We start from the raw sequence: 23042 nt of genomic DNA, 5'->3' as shown, positions 1-23042 counted from the left end.
AAGAAAATGGCCCGAATTGGTCACCTATAACAATATCTTTATAATCTTTGTTATCTTGTTCTTTTATATTTGTTAAATCAAAAAACTCTCCACTACCACAGTAGGTGATAGAATATACTCATCGTATCCACCACCGATCAATAAATATCCAATGGAACTATCCATTAATACTTGTGTAAGCTCTTTTTGATTTAGTTTTAAAATGCGATTTTCAACTTGATATAGCTATTATTTTAAAAATTGCAGCAGTTCTACAACTTAGAAATAAAATACTGTAAATCAAATATTTAAATAAACAATTTTCATCATTTCCAGATCTGTAAAGCTGCCCCATTGTCATTCAACCAATGAGGAAGAATGTCTGAGGTTAAATTTCCAGATTATATACATTGAATTTCTATTTTTTATATAGCCAGGCTAATATTTTTTTCCCGGATATGCCCTTTGTAATTCATATATATTAAGTAATCCCTTTTGCTGCAGTAAATATAACTTTCATCTTCAGACAAAGCCAATAACACTTCTTCTTTTTTGACTTTAATATTGTCTTTTATTCAATCACTTTTAAACTAATTTAAATACAACTGAATAAGGCAGAACAAAACGCACAGATTCTACATAACTAACTAAAAATCAAACACACTTATTTGTAAAAACGTTTATTGGCATCTTGTTATTATTCAAAAATTTACATCTGAAAATTTCGGAAATCGTCCCATATGTTCTTTGCTAAAGAATATGAATTATCTTAATTATGCGCCTGAGAAATAATATGCTTGATAGCAAATCTGCAGCAAAAAAACGGAACAGAAATATTAAACACCCTGCACTAGCTTCCGTAAAACGTCTATGATTTGAATTTTTAATACGTTATTCCGGCATAAGTATTTTTACACCTGCTTTTTATGTTCTAAAGTTTCTAAATCATAAAAAATACCCAAAATATTCTCTCAATCAGATTGACGATAGCACCATCAGAAATAGATATAAAAATACAGGAAAAATGAACTTTAAAAACATTCATATAGGATCCCTGATCAGTCAGAGAGTAGCAGAATGTGGAATAGAAATTTCCCGTATCTGTAACTTTATGAAGCTTGAAGAAAAAGAAATAAAAAAAATGTATCAGGAAAAAATCCTTGATACCAAAGTCCTTCTGAAATGGAGCAAACTTCTGGAGCATGATTTTTTCAGGATCTACTCCCAGCATCTTATTCTGTATGCTCCTCCCCCACATCCGCAGGTTCTAAAAGTGGAATCACAGCTGCCGCAATTCCGGAAAAATATATACACCAAAGAGATTATAGATTTCATTCTTGCACAGATTCAATCTGAAGAGATGAGCCGGAATCAGGTCATAGAACAATATAAAATACCCAAAACAACACTCTATAAATGGATGGCAAGAAACAAAAAACAGAAGTAAAAACAATAAAAAAACGATTCTAAAAAACAAATAATGAAAAAACAAAAACTACTTTTTATCCTGTTGCTCTTTCTGGGTAATGTGATACTTTACGCACAGTGTAGTATCAATGCAGGAGGGAATGCCACGATATGCGGTACATCCTATACCCTACAGGGAAGTTCATCCGGCAGTACAAACGGGACACCAGTCTGGACACTGGTATCTAAACCTTCCGGAGCACCGGACCCGGTTATAAGCAACATTAATTCCCTGACCCCCAATGTTACGGGAATGACTTATCCAGGCAATTATGTATTTCAGGTGGCACAGAGCTGTAACCCTTCCGGAACAGTAACCTCACAGGTAACCATTACAGCATCTGGAGATGCCTCTACCTTTACCGCAGGCCCGGATATTACGGGCATACCTGCAACCACAGGAGTAGCTGCACTCAATGCTACCATCCCGGCAGGATATACCGCATCATGGACATATTATAACATTTTCAGTTTTGAATCTAATGGAACTATTGCTACAACTAATGCCACGATGAGCAACACCACAACAGCAAGTCCTACATTAACGCTTACCAATAAAACGGATCATACAACAGATCCTGCTTACCGTGCTGTACTGAGGATCACCTCCGTTAATAACCCGAATTGTTGGTATGAGGATGATGCAATCGTTAGGTTCCTCCCAAATCCCAATATGACATTTCCTGCCACTTCTAGTCAATGTGTAACACCTGGTACTAGCGGTGCTTCATTTTATTATGATGCTAATTCAACTTCACCAAAATTTTCAACATCTACGACTAATTCATCGGGAAATTCTTCTTTCGGGACAACCGTTACCATGACTGTGGTAAGCCAGCCGGCTGGGGGGAATATTCAGTATTCCCGTATAGAGAACGGAAGACTTTACTTTTCAGGAATTACGACTACAGGTGCTTATACATTCGATCTTACTATTTCGAATACCTTAGGCAGCTATACCAAAAGACTTACTTATAACTTTAATGGTACCCAGCCTGGCTTTTTAGATTTTATAGATCCGGCATATTCCAATCAGATGGAGATTTTCAGTAATGTAGGTAGTGCAGGATCATTATATTGTAATATGGTGGGTTCTACAGCACCTATTACTTTTTACTTTCAGATTAATTCAGCAGACCCTCCTACTACCATAACTTCAGTAGCACCTTCCGGCGTAATCCCTTCAGGAGGAACACTATCTATAGTAGAAACTGGTGCAGGAACTATGAATAGAAGCGTAACCCTTACACCACCGTCTGGAGGATGGAGGGCAGGAACCTACAGATTTAACATTAATGTTGTTGGTGCTGGAGGTTGTAGCAGAACACCTTATTATTATGTTCATATATCAGATAATACCCGTCCTGCCGTTAATGTCGACAACATTACGGTATGTTATCCGGGATCTGGGGTGGTATCGGCAACAGTACCATTACCTACAAGATATCAGACAACAACAGCAAATCCAAGTTATTTTCAGGATTTTGCAGGAAGATATGATTTCACTCTGGTTTCAGGTCCTGCAGGGGCAGCTGCTCCTACTTATGAGGCTACTACCGCAAGATCATTTACCAGCGCATCTACACAAATCAACAATCTCAATAAACCAGGAGAATATGTTTTCAGAATAAAGGCTGCCGGCAGTAGTGGTTCTCAGGGGTTTATAAATGCAGAATACCTATGTGCAGGAACCTCATCCGAGGATACATTCTCCATATTTGTATCTGCTCAGGTAGGTTCTAATGCAGGATCTGCCCAGACTTTGGTTGGAACTACCCAGACTACTTTCAATGGGAATAATCCGGGAGTTGCCACAGGTGCATGGACATTGTTATCCAAGCCTGCGGGTGCTACCGATCCTGTAATTGTAACACCATCAGCTTACAACACCAATGTTACAGGATTCAATACTCCGGGGGTATATACCTTCCGATGGACCGTTACCACAGGTACTTGTATAAGTACAAGTGATTTGACGGTTAATGTGGTGGCTCCGTCTCCCGGAGGTATAGCGGCAGCTGTATGGTACAAGGCAGATGCAGGTGTATATTCTGATGCAGGTACAACCGCAGCAGCAGATAATACTGCTGTTCAGCAATGGAATGATCAGATGGGAACAGGCCGTAACCTTTTACAGACTACCGCTGCACAAAAGCCGGCTTTCTCTAACCAAAGCACACTGGCTAACTTCAACCCTACCGTAACTTTTAATGCCGATTTTATGGCTGCTGATCCGGGAAGCGGAAATGAAATTATAACCCGTACCCAGGGAAGCATCTATATTGCCGGTAAAATGAATACTGTTGGAGCCTCAAAAACCTCTTTTGCAGGTTTTGACCAGACCATGAATTATCCGGGATTGAGTACTTCCAATACTAATCCAAGTGATAAGCTGATGTTTTACAGTGGAGGTACTTACAATTCGATATCTACCAATTTGTTTGTTACCCAAAAGCCTTTCGTTGCAGGTTCTTCATGGCTGAACGGAGGTGGTACACCTAATACCAATGTATTAGCGAAAGTATGGTTAGACGGTAACGAAAATATCTACAACAATACATCCTCGAATGTTAATACCGGTAATGGTTTACGCATTTTCAGGGTAGGTGGTGATACTGACTGGGGAAGCCTTGACGGGCAGTTGAATGAAACGATTGTATTTGCCAATCCTCTTTCCGCTTCAGAAAAAGCCCGTGTAGATTCTTATTTATCCGTTAAATGGGGATCAACATTGACAGGAGATTATGTAAGCTCCGATAATACTGTGGTGTGGACTACTTCCCCTATCTATCAGAATAATATTCTGGGTATTGCAAGGGATAATATTTCTGTTTTATACCAGAAACAATCGCGAAGTGAAAATATCGGCCAGAAGCTGATCATAGGCGCAGGAAGTTCATTAGCAAATACCAATGCGGCAAACACCAATACCCTTACAGATAGACAATTCCTTCTTGCCGGTGATAATGGACTGGAGCAAAAGCTTAAAATACCTCTGTCTTATACAACTGGTTCCAACGGTGTTGCCAACACCCGTTTCGAATCTATCTGGAAAGTACAGAATACCAATTCGGTAGGTACGGTAACGGTTGCATGGCCTAAAGATGTTAGCAATCTCTACTTAGTACAATCTACCGATGCAGTTTTTGACGGTACCGATACCTTTACCCCAATGGTAACAGAAGTTACCGTAAACGGCGTAGTGTACAATACAACCAATGTAACTTTAGCAAACGGACAATATTTTACATTTGCAGGCTTTGTACCGAACTATTGTGTTAACGGCTGTAATCCAAACAACTTTGTAAATAGTTCAGACCCTAATACCATAGAATACGACAATATAGTATCTATCTTTCATTCTACGATAGTAAAAGAAGGTGATGGAAGCTTTAAAACATGGGGAGCTATGGCTGCTCCTAACGGAACTTCACACTTGTTAGTCCCAACACCAATAACCTCCGCAAATGGTTTTAATTATACAGGAACACCGCTGAAAGCAACCGGAGGTATGAATGTAGTAGCTGGTTTACCGGAACAACATGCTTTATTAACTACCGATGGGCTATATGTGTGGGGAGCAGCTAATATATTAATAAGTTCTTCCATTAAAAGTACCACAGCTTTTGGTAAAATTACAGTTAATGGCAAAGCAGACGGTCTGCCTGCTGGTGTAATGCCTACCGATGTAAAAATGATGTTTGGATCTTACGGAACGTTAGCTATTGTAACCTGCAGTGGTGAGGCTTGGGTATTGTCTATGAATGGTGCTAAAAATGGGGATGGTACAGCACAGAATGCAGTCAACAATGTGATCTGGCACCGTGTAAAAACATCGGCGATCGATAATCTTAACAACGTTGTAGCCATGCGAGGTACAACAAATGCTTTGTTTGCTTTAACTTCCGAAGGAAAACTCTATACTTGGGGTACAGGTACGTATTAATAACGGAGCTGCCGCCAACAGAATATATGCTACGGAAGTATCTGCCCCAGCAGGAATTACTCCTAAGATGATTGGGATGACAGGTGGTTCATACTATCTGCTGGCTGACAATGGAAAACTCTATACCATGGGAAATAATGCCTACAAACAATTAGGAGATGGTACCACTACAACCAAAACGACTTGGGTACAGCCGCTAAAAGTAACCAATCAGAATGGACAGGGTACGGGGCTATTAGAGAATATTGTATGGATCTCACCTAGCGAACATGCTGAAGATGCTGGTGGTCAACTTAGTGCTATTAATGTATTGACTAATAATAATAAACTATGGGCTTGGGGATCTAATAGTGGTTATATGATCGGAGGAGCCGTAGAGTCCGCCACCTATGATCCTATCTATATGCCGGGTGTAAGTGCCGCCTCCAATGGAATGAAAGTGACAGATGAAATTATTGCCGTAGAAACAAGTGGACATACCACTATGAATATTAAAAAGGGTACCGACACGTTTGGTTACGTAGGACACAGAGTCTATGGCAGTATGGGTGATGGCAGTTCTGCTGATCAAATGATCTCTACCTATAGTTATACTACCGCTATTTTGATGGTATGTGCTGTAAACTCCTCATCCTACTGCTACAAGCCAGGTATTACAGCCGGTACCGCATTAGAAACCAAAGCAGGTATCACCTCTCTTGGCAGAGCCGGAGCAGATACAGATAACTGGCCAATGGTAAGAAAAGGAGGATGGATGGCTTTAGAATCTAAAACCAAAGCTTTTGTACCGAACAGGGTCGCTTTTGATGCATCAGGAAATCCTGTGGGTATTACAGCTGCCAACTTTGTAGAAGGTATGATGGTATATGATACTACCAACAAATGCATGAAGATATACACCTTAAAAGAAGGAGGCGCTTCTATGGCCTGGCATTGCATCTCCACACAAGCATGCCCAGATGGTAGTTCCGGAGGTGGTGGCAGTACGTTATCACTGAATTGCTCATCAGCAGTATTCAGCCCTGCAACAGCTACACAGGGCACGATGTACAATGGTACCCTTACCGTACCTTATACAGGTGGAAACGGGAGCAGTTATACAGCACAAAGCTTCACACAAAACGGATTGACATTTACCCGCCCTGCCGGTAATTTTGCTACAGGTAGCGGAAATATTGTGTACAACGTTACAGGTACTCCGGCAACGGCAGGTTCAATATCTGTAAGTATCAGTATAGGAGGACAAAGCTGTAATGGGCTTAGTCTTACTGTAAACCCGTATGTGGGAGGTCCGGGTACATTAGCACTTAGCTGTTCATCAGCTATATTCAGTCCTTCAACGGCTACACAGGGTACAACATACAGTGGTACACTTATGGTACCTTACACTGGAGGAAATGGAAGCAGCTATGGAGCACAAAGCTTTATACAAAACGGATTGACCTTTACACTTCCTGCAGGTACTTTTACCACAGGCAGCGGAAACATTGTATACAACATTGCAGGTACTCCGGCAACAGCAGGTGTAACTTCTGTAAACATCAGCATAGCAGGACAAAGCTGTAGCGGGCTTAATCTTAGTGTAACCCCGGCCGGAGGAGGTATTTTACCATCTACCATCACTCTTCTACAGGATAGAAAGTCCTGGATAGCGTCAGTTTACGATACGGATTATATTCCTTATACAGCACCTACGGCGCCGGCAAGCTACAACCGCCCGGTAGCAGCGGACGGTATTAATGAATCCAAAACAGCAGACTATCAGGGTTCTATTACGACTACAGGCTTCACGGTGCAAATTCCTGTAGCGAATGTAACAGGCAGCGGAAATATAGCCGCATGGACGACTACAGCAGTAATACCGGCAGCTTATACAGAAGACGGACAATCCAGAATTTTAGAATTATCCTGGGCTGCACAGTCTTATACCACAGCTACCAAATTTATTACGGCTACCATCAAATCTTTGGGTGGAGATATGCTTGCCAAGAAACTGGACATTAATGCAGGTATCGGAAATGATTACATGGGGGTATTGCTAGGCATGTTCCAGTATCCTTACAATAATGCAGGAACACTTACAGGGTATGAAGTACGTGATATTCCGGGAATACCAGACAGAATGTTTGGGCTGGCAGATAATAATGGCAGCACAACCAGCCATCTGATGCTTTATCTGCCGGTTCAGGGAGAAGACGGAAATATCTGGCTGAACAATAATCTGGGCGCCGATTATACCAATCTGATGAACACAAACTTTAATCTGACGCAGCAGGCTACAACTGATCAGGATTATCTTGCCTATGGATCTTTGTTCCAATGGGGAAGAAAGGGAGATGGGCATGAGCTCACCAACTGGAACAGTGGTACTGGAGGATTAGCGGCAACAGCCGTATATCTGGGTGCAACAACGGGTCCCCTTACAGAACCACTAACAACCCCTAATTATATAGCATCACCTGGAGGAACAAACTCGGACTGGAGAAGCCCTGCTTATGATACCACTCGATGGTTGGGAATGTCCGGGGTCAACAATCCTTGTCCTCAGGGGTTCAGAGTTCCAACTCAGGCAGATCAGAATAGTCTGGCTAATGCAGTGAATGCTAAACCTCTACCAACCAATGCAGTTGAAAGATCGGCTTTACGATTACCTCGTCCGGGTTATAAGAGTGGCAGGATTAATTATACCAATACAGGGGCCTTTGGATATTACTATAATTCATATTCAGGTACTGCAGGTACTTTAGGATACCTTTCAACCGTATATGGAAGTGGTAATACTATAGGACAAGGAACTAGTTCTATTGGTCTTACAAGTGCAGCATCGGTTCGCTGTATAAAAAACTGATAAAGGAGTTTAGATTCATCCTTTAGCAGATATAATCTTTAAAACAGATCTAACAGGTTTCAAAAAGCCTTATCAAAGTTCAACATCTTGATAAGGCTGAAAACCTGTCAGACTAAAAAAATATAATCCAGATAATGGCGTACTGCAGGATTTTATATTTGCTTTCCGCTTGGAAAGTTTCTTTTATTAATGAAAGCAGAAACAAATCCATAACACCAACTGATCTCAACAGGATACTAAAGAGGCTTGTCAGATGTTTTTTGGAGTCCTTTGGTCAGAAAATTCAGGTAACTCAGTAGACGATATTCTTCATCAAACAGCAGAATAATGAAGTCATTCCATTAAAAAAATACCTTTTAGCTTATTGTGATGAAGTTCGTAAGAAAAATCAAATTTTAAAAACAATTATCATGGCTTAACCCCCATTCAATAAAGGGAAGTTAATCAGAATTCATGATGATAATCAATATAATATCGAAAATAGAAAAGTGTGCTCGGATCCTATAAAAATTGATATTAAAAATTATAAATCAGCCGAGGAATTAGTTATTTTAGTCTCCTGACTTTGAGTCAATAGCGACAAAAAATCACCGTAGTTTCATTAATTTTATTATATATCTTTGCAATGAAAATACTGCAAAATGAAAAAGAAAATTGTGCTTATCCAAGATGATAAAGATGTTCTTGAAGTTATGGATGAAATCTTGGAAGATGAGGGTTTTGATGTTATACCTTCATTGACAACCGAACCAATCAAAAGAATTGACAAAATCGATCCTGACTTGGTTATAGTAGATGATAACATAAAAGGCAGCAAAAAGGGATCAAAAGTAATTAAAGGATTAAAGGATGATCCTCAAACCGAAGATTTATCTGCTGTTTTAACCTCTACATCTTATGATTTGCCCAAAACGGCCGAAGCATGTAAGGCTGATGACTTTATTGAAAAACCGTTTGATATTGATCATATGATTAATGTAGTTAAAAAAAATTCTTGAGAAAAATGAATACAGAATTTTATTATAGGTTATCTTAACTATATATTATTTAAAATATCGAAAAGTTTTCCGGATTTATCTGGGTTTACTTTAGAGTTAATCCTTGCTTTAAAAACCCTTACACTTCCCTCTGTTATGTCTTCAAGAACTGAAATCTCCTTTGAACTTAAATTAAGTTTGAAATAAACGCACAGCTTAAGCTCTTTAGTACTAAGTAACGGAAACTTCTTTGAGAGATTAGTCATGAATAAATTATTTTCAAAAGAGCTTTCACCAATGAAATCATAATTTTTCTTATCTATACGAATTAAATTATTGATCTGAATGTATAAATCTTTCAATATTTCTTCAGTTTCAATATTTTTTGACATTCTTGTTCTTTTAAGATTGTATAAAAAAGCTTTTTCTGTTTCTATTTTTAGATTAAGATTAAGACGCATATTTTTATTTCTTTCTCTCTGAAGTAACAAATCTTGTTCAAGTATCTCCTTTTGATTTTTAATATGTTCCTTTTCCGCTCTATTCTTATTTTTTATACTTCTAAAAAATAGAATCAATACGATTAAGATCAGAAGTGATAAAATTAAAAAAAATCTATTTTTTCTTTCCTGATCATGTATCTTGAAATTATACTTTTGATTGATGTCCTGTACCATATAATTATTTAGTACATCAGCAGTTTTACCAGCATCCCTACTACTCTTCAGATCATAACTATTATTCAAATCAAACAATTTTGCAGAAATTATTTTTAAATTTCTGAAGTCATTGGTTTCGGCATAATATTGTTGAATTATACTATTAGCTCTGATTCTATTTGGGTAAGAATTTACTTTGGATTCGACATTTAGCAAGAAATTAATAACTTTTTCTTTTTTACGATGCTGTTTTGTAGTCCCAAATAAACTGAATAGCTGTTCTGAAATAGTAATGGAGTTTCTGTAAAATTCTTCTTTGTCTTTAAAAAATTCGAATGCATTACATAAAAATGTTTCAGCATTACTGTAATCTTTGAGTGAATAATAATAAGCTCCTGCATTTGCAATCATAAGATTCATCAGAAACCTTTCTTCATTAGTTAGAATAGCTTTATTTTTTAGAATATTAATACCTATTAGCGTTTGCTGAATTGCCTTCCCTTGTTTTCCTAATTTATTGAAAGTCATCCCAAAATTATTATACATTGAAGCAATATAAAGGAGGTCATCTTTATTTAGATTTTGTAAAGATTTATTAAAATAATAAATGGCGGAAGAATATTTTTTAGCATTATAAAACCATCTTCCCTTTGCATGATAAAGATGAGGCAAAAAATATTTTTTGCCATATCTTTCATCAATTTTTATAGCATCATCAAGGAATTTTAATCCAAATTCCGGAGAGTTTTGCTCAAATTGAAGAGCCAAAGCAAAATTACAGGAAATAGAGATATACTCACTTTTGCTATCATTAAGTTTCAATAATTCATAAATTAAAGGAACTTGCTTGATGTTATTGTCTTCTCCTATGTATAAAAAGCGTTCCAAATATTTACTGCTCATTAAATATTTGAGATCGTTAGACTTCTTATATTTTTTCAGCTCTCTGTCATATAATAATCGGATTTTTTTGGGATCAGAAACTATTGGTTTTATTTCTTCTTCGGTCAATTTATAAAAATACTCATTCGTATTATCATTCTGGCATGATAAGATGATGAAGAATGTGAATATGATAAAAATTCTACTCATGAGCAATATTTATTACGTCAAATTAAGAACAAAAAGGATTTACAAAATAGGATTTTCAAATGCAAGATCTATTATTAACAAATAAAAATTATAATTAACTAAAAGCCAATATTTTAAATTAATAAAATTAACATATTTCACTAAGAAATCTCTTTTTTGTTAGCAATTGTTAACAACAATTTTAGCATTGATAAAATTATCATGATATAAATTCGCTGCCAGATCTCACACTAAGGATCGAAAAAAAAACCAAGTATTTATGAAAAATTTATTCGGATTACATTTGTTATCCCTCCCTCTTCGCTGTGATAAGGCACAGCAATATATCCACAGAATACAAATAACAGACAGGAGATCTAACAGCCCACCTATCTATACTGGAATACCAATTCTTCCAGATACTAATAATCGGCCTATAGAAAATACCCCTTCTTATTGTTTAGTCCGGGCTTTCCAGCACCATTTCCAGAGTAAACCACACAGTCTCTTGGAGCACTTCACCATTTCCTTAAGCATTAGGAAAATATTTGTACATCTAAGACACATCCGAATTGCATATATCCGGAAGCCAAAAGCTATTATTTAAGATGCTCAGAACCATTACTCTTCCTTGTATATATCATACAAACAAAGTGTAGGAGGTTAAGATTTTTTTCAAAAAACACAAATTTATCCTGTTCAAAAAAACTGAACAACAGATCATTATAAACTTACTTGATAAAAACAATTAATGATGAAAAATTTTATTTTAGCAACCAGTTGCCTCATATTAAGCAGCAATATTTTCGGTCAGGTTGGTATTAATACCTCAACCCCTGATATCTCCTCCATTTTAGAAATCAGGAGCACTAATAAAGGCATAAAAATCCCGAAAGTACAACTTACCTCTGTCACGGTGAAAGCCCAGGTTGCCCAGGTGGCGGACGGATTAATAATTTTTAATACCGCAGAAAACCTAACGTCAGTTCCAATACTTCATAAAGGTCTGCATGTTTGGAGCGAAGCATCGCAGAGATGGGAATATCTTATTTCAAAGACCAAATTGACAGAAATTACTGATGGGTTCGGAATTGAATTAGCTCAGGTTGCTTCAAATCAAACTACACCGCAAGCTTTTACGGCTACATTATCAGAACTTACATTCTCTTCCACTCTTCTTAACTATATGTCCGCATTTACTACGGGTACAGACAGTTACTATACTGCCCCGGTAAAAGGAAGATATTATGCCAAATGCGGAATGGTGATCAATGCGTCAACATCAGCACAAATCCAGATCCGGGTTTACAATGCTTCCGGTACCGAAGATACCGGAAAAAGGCAAACTTTTGTTATGACCAGAGATAATATCGTAGGCGGACTTACAGTCAATGGCACAGTGTATTTAGAACTGAATGCAAATGAACAAATACGATGTTGGGGAAGCTCTACCGGGAATGCCAGCAGTACTTCAAAATATTTTTATCTCACAAAATCTTAAAATATAAACTTATTCAATGATCAGGGGGCTGCTCATTCGAATTTCCACAGAAAATCAGGCATCATAGAATAACAATTCTAAACATCTAAAAACATAAAAAATGAAAAACATATTAATCTTTCTGATAACAACATTAATGACGAATGTCAAAGGGCAGGTCATTATTGGCAGCAGCAGTTCATCCGGTTCCGCCGTGTTGGAGGTGGTATCTGCCAACAAAGGAATGCTGATACCAAGACTGGATATTCCTGATTTTGACAATCCGAATCCCGTTACCAATCCCGCAGATATGCTGATAGCAATGAATACCAATACCAGCTCCGGAACCGGGCTGGTTTATTGGGATGCTTCCGCTCCCAAGCAGTCAAATCCTTCCCTTACAGGGAGATGGGAACTGCTTTACGAGCTGAGTACAATAATTAAAGATATCAGTACAAACGCAAGACGAGTTTATTTAGTCAGCCTTCAGACTTCCACAGCGGCTTTCAATCCAAATGTAGAGGTACAGACCCTTATGCAAAGCAATACAGTACTCCAGGGCAGTATCAGCGGTAATATTTATACTGTTCCCGAAACTGGTATATATGAGATCAATGCCAGGGTAAGTACATTTCAGGGAACAACATCTAGTGATGGATATCTGGAAGGCCGGATAAAGGTAAACGGTACTGTTGTAAAGGTAGGTCGGGCAAATAAAAATTCAGGCGCTCCAAATTCGTCAGCAGAGATGGTTCACAGGCTTTCTCTTATCGCCGGTGACCAGGTTTCGTACTATTTCTTTCAATCTATACCTACCGGTACGGGAACTACTCAGAATAGAAGGGCCTCACAGATTTCCGTAACAAGGCTGGACCCTTTATAAAGCAACACAATATAGATACATTCATAGATCATGAAAAACTTAAAATATAATTTAGCCATCATCACATTCCTGTGTTTTACTTTATTATCAAACGCACAGGTAGCCATAACGCTTTCAAATATTCCCGACCCAACACCGCATGCTTCAGCTGTTCTGGATATGGATTTTCCAGTCAATACAAACAATGGGATTCTGTTGCCTAAAATTCCGCTGAAAAACACTACTGATAAAGATATCATTACCAATCCTGCCAATTATCTTCTTGTTTACAGCAACCCTAATCCGGCACTTAATAGCCCTTCCAAAGGACTCGCTTACTGGGACCCCGGCGCTCCCGTTCAGCCGCAATGGTCTACCGTGGCTAATATAACGAATGTGTCTGAGAGCTTAGGCATCAAGGGAGTAATAAAAACTTTAGCTTATGCCAGGCAAAATACCCCGGAGACTACTTTACATATCACAGGTACTAGTGGCGGCTATAAAATTAAATTTGAAACGGAATATCTGGATATTATGAATGCATTTAACCTTTCAACACATGAGTATACGATTTCCTCCCCCGGAGTCTATTCTGTAAAGTGTTTGATCAATATAACAGTTGGCCAGGCAGCCGCATCAGCACAGGCATTTGTTATCCGAAATGGTGCTGTGATGTCTTCGGGATCTCTTGTTCAAACCACAGGAGCAGGTACAAGCTGGCCGCTTTCCATAAGCTCATATCTTAATCTGGCAGCGGGAGATAAAATGGCCTGTGGAGCAGGCTATGGATCATATGGCGCAAGTACATTTAAAGTAAATAACGCAGTTTTAGTTATTTCCCAATAAAAAAGTAACAGCTTAAAAATTTTGTTTTTGTTAACCTTTAATTTTCCTAATCAATTTTTACATTATGAGAAACCTTTTCCGATTTATTTTTTTTGGTATTTCACCGGCATTGTTTAAAAGCATAGTCATATTCTTTATGCTTTCACTGACCGGTCTCGTATATGCGCAATGCCCAACCCAGGTAGAAAAAATAACCCCTACGACCAACTTCTATGATTTCAATGGAGCCACTGCGGCTGCAAATATGCCTATTACAAGCATACCTGCTACAACGGGCTGGACAGGCTCCTATACCATGAGCAATAACGATGGTACACCTTTTACAGGCAGTCCCGATCCGGCCACGGTCAACCAGGTGTTTGCCGGCAACGATTATACACTTTTTAACCAGCAGATGGTTAACGGACATCTTGACCAATTCGCAACGCACCCTATTACCAATGCAAATCCTTTAGGCACAGGTGCTAAAGTGACGCTTGTAGTCTGGGTAGTTGACTCTGGCACACCCGGTTATAATATGGATTTTTATATACGTTACGGTAATTCAGCTACTCCGGCTGGTAATCCTATATATGGAACAATAAGCTCTGCAATCAACACAAATGCCAATGCAACGGTAACAGCCAGTAATGGAGCCACATTATTATCGCCCGCAACTATTGCAGTGGGAGGCTACCGAACCATTACCATCCAACTGCCTCCAGGCATTCCCAATAACGGAAACATTATGTTGCACTATGCTCCTGCCTCATTTGCTAATCCTGCCAATGGAACAGCAGATGATATCAGGGTTCAAAGCGTAAGCTTCCTGGCATGTCCGGACTTAGATAGCGATGATGACGGAATTTTAGATACAGCCGAAGGATATTGTCAAAATTCATTGTTTGATATTGGATGGACCAGCAACACTCCTCCAGGAACACTGACACAGGACATATATTGGCCCACTGCTCCTGCAGGTAGCAGTATTCCCGGGCGTGATACCAGTATAGCAGCTACTGCCGACAGCTTTGTCTGGGGATCAGGGATTAGTCACACGCAAGATGGTACCAGATGGCAATTAAGTGGGGTAAATCAAAGCTCTTTGGCCAATGCCAAAGCCAACAATGATTATATACAATACTCGTTTACTACACCTGCAGCCTTAGCAGGATATCATGAAATTAGCAAATTCGGTTGGGCGTCTACTCCAAATATCAATGAGTATTGGGTTGGAGCTGAAGTTTCTACCAATGCCTTTACTACACCGGGGACATTGTTGCTGGAAAACTTCATAATTCCTGTTACGGGCAGCTATACCTATTTATCGGCAACCTCTTTGGTTAATAAGGTCCACCTGTTGCCCAATACCACGTATACATTCAGGATATACGTATATGGGGCATCCGCCGCCGGTACTCCTGTAAGATATGATGACTTCCAGATCGGAACCTGCCAATCTTTAGACACCGATAGCGACGGCATACCAGACTTTCAGGATCTGGATTCTGACGGGGATGGATGCCCTGACGCCATAGAGGGAGATGAAACTGTTCAGGCAGGACAGCTCAATCCTAACGGCAGCATTAATACCACTGCCAGCGGAGGCATCAATGGAAATGGTGTTCCTAATCTTGTCAACTCAGGAGGAACAGCAGATATCGGCGGAGATGTAGGACAGGATGTGGGAGTCTCCACAAGCACTTTAGTAAATTATTGTACAGATACTGATCATGATGGAATTCCTGACATCGAAGACATTGATAAAGATAACGATGGGATTTCAGATACTGACGAAGGGTATTGTCAAAATTCACTGTTTGATGCCGGATGGTTCAGCAACACTCCTGCTGGAACACTGGTTCAGGACAGGTATTGGCCTACGGCACCTACAGGCACAAACATGACCGGGCGTGATACCAATATAGCAGCATCTGCCGGTAATATGGTTTGGGGTTCCGGAATAACCCGTGCCCTAGACCCGAACACTTCTAACAGATGGATTTTAAGCAGTATCAATGAAAGTTCATTAGCCAATGCCCGAAGCAATAATGATTATGTGCAATACTCTTTTACGACGCCTACCACGTTAACAGGATACCACGAGATCAGTAAATTTGGCTGGTCCTCTGCATTAAATGGCAATGCATACAGAGTTGGAGTTGAAATTTCTGCTAATGCCTTTTCCACAGCGGGAACATTGTTGTTGGAAAATTTTACAATACCAGCCTCAACACCTTATTTATATCTCATCGGCTCTCCGCTAAATAATAAAATTCATCTGCTACCCAATACAACATATACATTAAGGGTTTACATATATGGATTAGCCACCAGCAATCTAGAGGCAAGGTATGACGACTTCCAGTTCGGAACCTGCCAATCCCTTGACACCGATGGTGACGGCACCCCTGATTTTCTGGATCTGGATTCTGACGGAGACGGCTGCCCTGACGCTATAGAAGGAGATGAAAATGTATTAAACGAACATCTGAATACGGACGGAAGCATCAACACTACAGCTAATGGAGGTGTGAATGGGAATGGTGTCCCTAATCTGGTAAATAATGGAGGTATTGCTGATACTGGCGGAGATGTAGGACAGGGAACCGGAGGTTCTGTAAATGCTTTAGTAAATAGCTGTTTTTGTTATAAGAATGCGGTGATTTCAGGCACATCGCTGGATACCACTCTAGGAATTACTTCATTAGGCAGAGCAGGTATAAACAATGGCAATTGGCCTATGGCCAGAAAGGGAGGATGGATTGCGTTGGAAGCAAAAACTAAAGGTTTTGTACCTAACAGATTAACAACAGTACAAAAGAATTCATTAATACCCGTGGAAGGAATGATGGTTTACGATACTAATCTGGACTGCTTAAGTATTTATGACGGCCTGGGATGGAAATGTTTCAACGTTCAGACATGTCCTTAATTTATATAAAAAGATAATTTAATATTAAAAAGAAGATGAAAACTATATTATTCGCAACAGCGGGCTTACTGTCTTCCTTTGTGCAGGCACAAATAGCAATAGGCAAGACATCAGTATCCAATACATCCGTTTCTTTAGAGTTTGCAGCAGAAAATAAAGGGATGATATTGCCATGGGTTACCAATACTGCATCAGTAACAGGAGCAGTAAACGGAACCTTAGTTTATGATCTTACTGATAAAAAAGTGAAGGTGAAATATGCCTCAGGATGGAAAGACTTATCTGTAGACACTACAGGAAGTACAATAGATCCAATAACAAATATTGATGCAGCCATCATCCAGAATTCTGCGAATGAAAACACTTCGGCAAAGACAAGCATAGGAACCGTAAATACAACCTCCGGAATACTGGTACTTGAAGACACCAATAAATCAATGATATTACCCAAAGTAGCCAGTCCGCATCTTAATATCATCAATCCCGCGCCCGGCCTGATTGTGTATGACACCACTGCAAAACTTCTGGCAGTTTTCAACGGGAAGGTATGGAGCTTCTGGAAACCATAAAATATTTTTTACAGTGAAATTTTGATTCACAGTTCCCTTCAGCCATACAAAATGTTTTGATCTTTATCATTTCCCAGTTTTGGCTGAAGGTTAGCTGTTAACTTTCTCTGATAAAATTTAAAAAATCCTTTTAAGATCTTTATAATCAATGCAGAATTCAATTTTAGTTTCAAAATTTTTCACAAAAACAATAAGTTGTATTTCATGAAAAACTTTCAACATATCAATATTGGTGCTCTACTTAAACAAAGAGCACAAGAATTAAATATCAGCGAACAACGTATCTGTAATTTTCTTAAATGCAAGGAACAAGAAATTGCAAAAATGTATCAATCGGAACATATGGAAACAGGTTTATTACTTAGATGGAGCAAACTTTTGGAATACGATTTTTTCAGGATTTATTCACAACATCTGATATTATTTGCTCCCCCTTCAAATAGACAGAAATCAAATAATAAATCTACCATGCCACAATTTAAAAAAAGCATTTATACCATAGAGATCATACAATTTTGTATGGAACTTATCAACACAGGTCAAAAAACAAAACAGCAAATTATAGAAGAATATAATATTCCTAAAACCACATTATATCGATGGATAAATAAGTACGATAAGTAGATTCAATCAAAAGTATTAAATAATAATATTGCATGTCACGCATAACATTTAAATATATGAAGTATTCCAGCACACCGAATTACAAGAAAATCTATGAAGATATTTTGGTTTTTAAATTCCCTAACAAGAAAGAAGATTGCAAAGCTATTCTTTCTAAAAATAATATTTCAGTGATAGATATAATTCGTTTAAATGAGATTATATTTGGAACAGAAAATTTATTAAATACTGTTCAGAACCAGCGGTTCAGGTCTTATGACAAATCTATCATATTTGAAATGCTGGAGTATCAGAAAAAGAATAATTTAAATAACACTGAGCTTGCTAATCATTTTAAACTAAGTAGAAATACTGTAACCAAATGGAAAAAAATGTTTATTATTTAACCTCAGTCCGAGATAAGAATATCTGATGGATGCAGGTTTGAAGAAGGAAGAAGGAAGAGCGAAGTTTTGAAAGTCATTAAGAACAAATATTGATCTGTTTTTATTTAATTTAATTTTCTGGTAGCTCTCAATACGTATAACTAAAAGTAACTTCCAGCCTCCTTCTTCCATCTTCCAACCTTTTAACTCCTTACCCCCAACTCCAGGTTATTTAAAAGAGTATTTTTAAAGTAAATGGTAGTAATAGAGATATAATAATTAAGTCGAATGTCCGCAATCTAACCGATGATCTTGGATGAAGAGGTATGATAGAAGATGTGGATGAAAAGAGCACATAAGAAACAGCCACGGGCTTGGTTATTAAACACATTTATAATCAGTGAATTATACTTAAATTTCTAAAACTCTTTGAATAGAAATTTTGGGGATATTCCCTGAGCCATTTCTTACAAATCTTTAAGTTTCATTACGCCGTGGTTCCGCAAATTGTGCAGGATACAAAATTACCATTTACCACTCTGCAGTTCAATGCCCTTTTAATGCCAATATAGTTTTCATCATTATATGTATTTTTGTTACTATAGAGCCTTAGTTAATTGATATTTTCTTGGTTATAATTTCCCCTTGGTTTGTTATTATTGATTGCTGGAAGTGCTTGGTATTATATTGTAAATAGAAAACGTATATATAAAGAAAGATATATTCCGTTAATTGACAAACTTAAAAATGTTAGTTTTGTATGCGGGATTTGGAATTGAATCCGAAGCCTTTTAAGAAGAGGAATAAAGGAAAAAAATATCATAAAAATGACTGATGTACTTGAAAAGTATCTATCCTCAATAGGAGGACTATCAACTGAGGAAATCAATTTTTCTGTACAGTTCTTTAAACCAATTCACTTAAAAAAAGGTGATTTTTTTATTCGTGAGGATGACTTCTGCCGTCATATTGGATTTATTGCTAATGGTGCTGTAAAAGCATACGCTATAGATCAGGATGGAAAGGAAAATATAACCTGCTTTAAGTTTGAAAATGAATTTGTCACCTCATTTATGGAGTTTGTAAGGCAGGAAAAATCAAGAAGGAGTATCAAAACTATAGAGGATAGTGTCATCTATAGCATAAGCTATGCAGATTATCAGCACCTGCTTAGTGAGGTTAACTCTTGGAATGAGGTTATAAAGTCAGTGATGGAGCATGAGTATAAGCAAAAGGAAAATTATATGTTGAATTATAATAATAGGTCGGCTGTAGATAAATACCGTCATATGCTGTCTATTGAGCCCATGCTCGTTCAGCGCATAACTACGCAGGATCTGGCTTCATATCTGGGGATCACACAACGATCTCTTACACGAGTGAAAGGACATATAAACAGACCCAACGTATTATAGGACAAATGTCCATATTCAGTTCTGATCAGTGATGTAGCTTTGTACAAAAAAATGTTACATCAAATAGCTACTGAAGTATTCCATATTCCGCTCATGCCAAGAAACAGTATCAACTGTTTTATTATCGAAGGTGTTTTGGTAGACTCTGGAATAAGGAGTTCATATGCGACTATAAAGAAAGTACTTCAGGAAATCAACGTTTATCAACATGTACTCACACATGCACATGCAGACCACCAAGGGTGCAGCGATCAGGTATGTGCTGAATTTGAGATACCTTTACTCTGCCACCCCAACGAAGTTTTCAGAACCGAAACGGGGATGGTAACCATGGACTATCCAACTCCGCAACATTGGATCGCAAAACTTCAACAAAGGTACTGGGCAGGCCAAGGACATAAAGTTGGAGGGACAATCGTTGAAAACGATAAAATCGGAGACTTTCGGGTAATAGAAACTCCCGGACATTCCGCAGGTCACATATCTTTATTCCGTGAGCAGGATGGTGTACTGATAATGGGAGATACAGCGGTAAATATGAACCTAATCACAACAGCAGTCGGCTTACGGCTTCCACCAAATATGTTCACATCGGATCAGAAGCTTAATATCAAATCGCTCCAGAAGTTAGCACAGCTGAACCCCGCTATGATTTGCTTCGGGCACGGACCGGTGCTTCGAAATAAGGATCGGAAGTTTGAGCAATTTGTGGCTCAATGCAGTGCTGCTATTTAAAGATATATTGTATTTAATCCTGTAAAGAATTCTGCCGGACCTGCCAGAACTCACTGTTTATGTTATAATAGAGTTGGTTTTTAAGAGCAGAAAATGAATTCTAGCTATAATACAACTTTAAAAGCTTTAAATTGGCAGAAAGAAGAATGAGAACAGCAATATTATTATTTTGCTATTCTCATTCTTATACAAAATCGAATCCGATGAGTATCATTCTATCCAAATATTTCCCCTAGAATAAGTTCTGGCTTTACCCGCCACAATTACCCTTTCATTTTTATTTTCACAATACAGCTCTCCGCCTCTTTCTGATAGCTGACGGGCATAAAGTTTGTCTTTTCCCAGTCTTAATGACCAGAATGGAACGAGTGAGCAGTGTGAAGAGCCGGTTACAGGATCTTCAAGAATTGAAGACTGGGGTGTAAAGTATCTCGAAACAAAGTCGCTGTCAGTACCCGCTGCAGTTACAACCACACCTCCGGGATCCAGATTGATAAGGTCTAAAATGGATCTTTCAACACTGATTTTCCTGATGTCTTCCTCAGACTCATATACCAGTAAATAGTCTCTTGATTTGAAAACTTCCTTTGGCTGAATATTGAGAGATTGGGCTATATTCTCAGGAAGAGTCGAAGGCTCAGGCATTCTTGAAGGTAAATCCATATAATAAAGTCCGTCTTTTACATCTACTATCAGCTCACCGCTTTTAGTTTCAAAAACAATCCTGCTCTTCTGATAGTTTAAGATGGAAGTTAGGCAATAAGCGGTGGCAAGAGTGGCATGTCCGCATAAATCCATCTCTATTTCAGGAGTAAACCATCTCAGATGAATGGTATTACCGTTATCAATAAAGAATGCTGTTTCTGCTACGGCATTTTCACAGGCTATTTTTAAAAGAATCTCATCAGGTAACCAGGTTTTCAACGGGACAACACAGGCAGAATTTCCTTGGAAAATAGCTTCTGTAAAAGTATCTATTTGAAATAAATCCAACTTCATGATTAATAAATTTAAACCAATAACAAAGATAAATAATATTGTGAAACCGGACAGCTTTATGGATGACTAATAAAGTGAAATTTTAGATCACCTTTTGGCATTAGTTCTCAAATATACTTTGTCACTCAACACGAGCTTACCGGTACTAACACTGTCCAGTATCATGACCTTACCAGGCTATTTCCAAGCTTCCGCTATCCAATCCTCTAAACTCTGAACATCTGCAACTTTGATTCTAGTGAGAACAATCTCCGGGATGTCCCTTCTTTTAGCACCATGTGAAATTACTACTCAGAAATAAAGCTATTTGATTTACAGTAGTATAAAAGAGTTACTGGAAGTAGTTTTCATATGGTTTAAACTGGATGTATGTAAAGGAGTTATCTTCTTTAACTGAACAATAAATATATCACGATAATTTTCCAGAATTCTGAAATATCAACTGCTATTTTAATAAACCTTATGGTTTGCAGTGCTTGCATAGTAGCTCTGCAACTGTAATGTTATTAGAATATTTTTCCATCATTTGTGTTTTTATCTCTGGGCCTTACTAATAAGTGCTTTTATATCCACGTCTTTTAGCTAAATATTTATATTTTAATGGTGTTAAGCTTACTCTTGTCCGAAACAACCCACCCGAATGACAAAGAGCACTTATGAAAAGATTGCATTCTATTTCCCTATACACCAGGTGAATACTGCTGATAATCAAATATTTAATGCTTTTTGGGGGTATTTAAGGGGCAGATTCTCTCTAATCAAAAATAACTGTAACTAAGTTACGGATTTTTACAAAACAAACCAATAGCAAACAAAAATAAGAGCCGCAAAACAAATGCGGCTCTTTATAAATCAAACTAATTTGGAGTGTATGAACAATCTCTAAAGAAGGGGAAGGTTCTTTTTAAAAATTCGGATGTTTTGCCTTGTTCGTCAAGGTAATATTTCTGCTTGTTATTCCTAATTAATATCCATGATCTAAGATCATAATCTGAGTATAAAGTATCTTTTTTTGCTGTAACAAAAGCATAAATATACTCTTGTAAATTACTTTTGTCAGTTTCTTTGTAGTTTTCTATTTCAGAAAGAAAGTCTGCTTTTTCCATAAATAAAAACATATGTTCTTGGCTCTGGCTCCAAAATATTTGAGGGTTTATATTGGAAGAATAACTATCTACCCCCATGAATCTCACGATTTTTATTGGTTTGGAAAAATTTGGATCACTTTTTTGTGTGGTACAAGACAGCAAGAAAAACAATAAACTTAATGATATTAGTGTTTTCAT

At 38.0% G+C, this 23042-nt stretch carries 15 protein-coding genes; 12 read left to right on the top strand and 3 right to left on the bottom strand.

The window, feature by feature from the left end:
- Positions 1-1003: 1003 nt before the first annotated feature.
- From J2Y40_RS01985 to J2Y40_RS01970, 4 genes are all read left to right on the top strand, one after another.
- Positions 1004-1426 (top strand): transposase, encoded by a 423-nt coding sequence (locus tag J2Y40_RS01985; protein ID WP_153394155.1) that lies wholly within the window; start codon positions 1004-1006, stop codon positions 1424-1426.
- A 33-nt stretch (positions 1427-1459) separates the two neighbouring features.
- Complete coding sequence (locus tag J2Y40_RS01980) at positions 1460-5392, top strand: hypothetical protein (protein ID WP_309996358.1); 3933 nt, start codon at positions 1460-1462, stop codon at positions 5390-5392.
- Between the two features lie 76 nt (positions 5393-5468).
- Positions 5469-8240: a hypothetical protein gene (locus tag J2Y40_RS01975; RefSeq protein ID WP_309996353.1), complete on the top strand. Its 2772-nt coding sequence runs from the start codon at positions 5469-5471 to the stop codon at positions 8238-8240.
- A gap of 641 nt (positions 8241-8881) precedes the next feature.
- Positions 8882-9238, top strand: a complete 357-nt coding sequence (locus tag J2Y40_RS01970; protein ID WP_153394159.1) for a response regulator — start codon at positions 8882-8884, stop codon at positions 9236-9238.
- A gap of 38 nt (positions 9239-9276) precedes the next feature.
- Here J2Y40_RS01970 and J2Y40_RS01965 read toward each other — a convergent pair whose 3' ends face one another.
- On the bottom strand, positions 9277-10887 hold the full coding sequence (locus J2Y40_RS01965; protein WP_309996348.1) for a hypothetical protein: 1611 nt from the start codon (positions 10885-10887) through the stop codon (positions 9277-9279).
- Positions 10888-11701: 814 nt separating this feature from the next.
- Between J2Y40_RS01965 and J2Y40_RS01960 the strand changes: the two genes are divergently transcribed.
- The 8 genes from J2Y40_RS01960 (at position 11702) to J2Y40_RS01925 (ending at position 20757) form a co-directional block, all read left to right on the top strand.
- Positions 11702-12448, top strand: coding sequence for a hypothetical protein (locus J2Y40_RS01960; protein WP_309996344.1), 747 nt, complete (start codon positions 11702-11704; stop codon positions 12446-12448).
- Between the two features lie 100 nt (positions 12449-12548).
- Entirely contained in the window at positions 12549-13310 is a 762-nt protein-coding gene (locus J2Y40_RS01955; RefSeq protein WP_153394164.1) for a hypothetical protein, read from the top strand.
- A gap of 30 nt (positions 13311-13340) precedes the next feature.
- Positions 13341-14135 (top strand): hypothetical protein, encoded by a 795-nt coding sequence (locus tag J2Y40_RS01950; protein ID WP_153394166.1) that lies wholly within the window; start codon positions 13341-13343, stop codon positions 14133-14135.
- A gap of 136 nt (positions 14136-14271) precedes the next feature.
- On the top strand, positions 14272-17049 hold the full coding sequence (locus J2Y40_RS01945) for a hypothetical protein (protein WP_153394168.1): 2778 nt from the start codon (positions 14272-14274) through the stop codon (positions 17047-17049).
- 35 nt (positions 17050-17084) lie between these two features.
- Positions 17085-17618 carry a hypothetical protein gene (locus tag J2Y40_RS01940; protein ID WP_153394170.1) on the top strand — a complete coding sequence of 178 codons (534 nt, stop codon included), beginning with the start codon at positions 17085-17087 and terminating at the stop codon, positions 17616-17618.
- 204 nt (positions 17619-17822) lie between these two features.
- The gene (locus tag J2Y40_RS01935; protein WP_153394172.1) at positions 17823-18242 is read left to right on the top strand and encodes a transposase; all 420 of its coding nucleotides are present in this window, start codon (positions 17823-17825) and stop codon (positions 18240-18242) included.
- 1192 nt (positions 18243-19434) lie between these two features.
- Positions 19435-20022 (top strand): Crp/Fnr family transcriptional regulator, encoded by a 588-nt coding sequence (locus J2Y40_RS01930; RefSeq protein ID WP_153394173.1) that lies wholly within the window; start codon positions 19435-19437, stop codon positions 20020-20022.
- Positions 20023-20073: 51 nt separating this feature from the next.
- A complete protein-coding gene (locus J2Y40_RS01925; protein WP_153394175.1) occupies positions 20074-20757 on the top strand; it encodes an MBL fold metallo-hydrolase in 684 nt (227 codons plus the stop codon).
- Positions 20758-20967: 210 nt separating this feature from the next.
- Here J2Y40_RS01925 and J2Y40_RS01920 read toward each other — a convergent pair whose 3' ends face one another.
- Both J2Y40_RS01920 and J2Y40_RS01915 read right to left on the bottom strand, forming a co-directional pair.
- Positions 20968-21756, bottom strand: coding sequence for a PhzF family phenazine biosynthesis protein (locus J2Y40_RS01920; RefSeq protein ID WP_153394177.1), 789 nt, complete (start codon positions 21754-21756; stop codon positions 20968-20970).
- An 857-nt stretch (positions 21757-22613) separates the two neighbouring features.
- A complete protein-coding gene (locus J2Y40_RS01915; RefSeq protein ID WP_309996337.1) occupies positions 22614-23042 on the bottom strand; it encodes a hypothetical protein in 429 nt (142 codons plus the stop codon).

Source organism: Chryseobacterium sp. 2987, assembly GCF_031456375.1.
Classification (GTDB): Bacteria; Bacteroidota; Bacteroidia; order Flavobacteriales; family Weeksellaceae; genus Chryseobacterium; species Chryseobacterium vaccae.
This window is presented reverse-complemented; position numbering and strand designations above follow the sequence as displayed.

Excerpts from the sequence above, each read along its gene's own strand:
- J2Y40_RS01985 (WP_153394155.1), top strand. The coding sequence starts at position 1,004 with ATGAACTTTAAAAACATTCATATAGGATCCCTGATCAGTCAGAGAGTA.
- J2Y40_RS01980 (WP_309996358.1), top strand. The coding sequence starts at position 1,460 with ATGAAAAAACAAAAACTACTTTTTATCCTGTTGCTCTTTCTGGGTAAT.
- J2Y40_RS01975 (WP_309996353.1), top strand. The coding sequence starts at position 5,469 with ATGACAGGTGGTTCATACTATCTGCTGGCTGACAATGGAAAACTCTAT.
- J2Y40_RS01970 (WP_153394159.1), top strand. The coding sequence starts at position 8,882 with ATGAAAAAGAAAATTGTGCTTATCCAAGATGATAAAGATGTTCTTGAA.
- J2Y40_RS01960 (WP_309996344.1), top strand. The coding sequence starts at position 11,702 with ATGAAAAATTTTATTTTAGCAACCAGTTGCCTCATATTAAGCAGCAAT.
- J2Y40_RS01955 (WP_153394164.1), top strand. The coding sequence starts at position 12,549 with ATGAAAAACATATTAATCTTTCTGATAACAACATTAATGACGAATGTC.
- J2Y40_RS01950 (WP_153394166.1), top strand. The coding sequence starts at position 13,341 with ATGAAAAACTTAAAATATAATTTAGCCATCATCACATTCCTGTGTTTT.
- J2Y40_RS01945 (WP_153394168.1), top strand. The coding sequence starts at position 14,272 with ATGCTTTCACTGACCGGTCTCGTATATGCGCAATGCCCAACCCAGGTA.
- J2Y40_RS01940 (WP_153394170.1), top strand. The coding sequence starts at position 17,085 with ATGAAAACTATATTATTCGCAACAGCGGGCTTACTGTCTTCCTTTGTG.
- J2Y40_RS01935 (WP_153394172.1), top strand. The coding sequence starts at position 17,823 with ATGAAAAACTTTCAACATATCAATATTGGTGCTCTACTTAAACAAAGA.
- J2Y40_RS01930 (WP_153394173.1), top strand. The coding sequence starts at position 19,435 with ATGACTGATGTACTTGAAAAGTATCTATCCTCAATAGGAGGACTATCA.
- J2Y40_RS01925 (WP_153394175.1), top strand. The coding sequence starts at position 20,074 with ATGTTACATCAAATAGCTACTGAAGTATTCCATATTCCGCTCATGCCA.
- J2Y40_RS01920 (WP_153394177.1), bottom strand. The coding sequence starts at position 21,756 with ATGAAGTTGGATTTATTTCAAATAGATACTTTTACAGAAGCTATTTTC.
- J2Y40_RS01915 (WP_309996337.1), bottom strand. The coding sequence starts at position 23,042 with ATGAAAACACTAATATCATTAAGTTTATTGTTTTTCTTGCTGTCTTGT.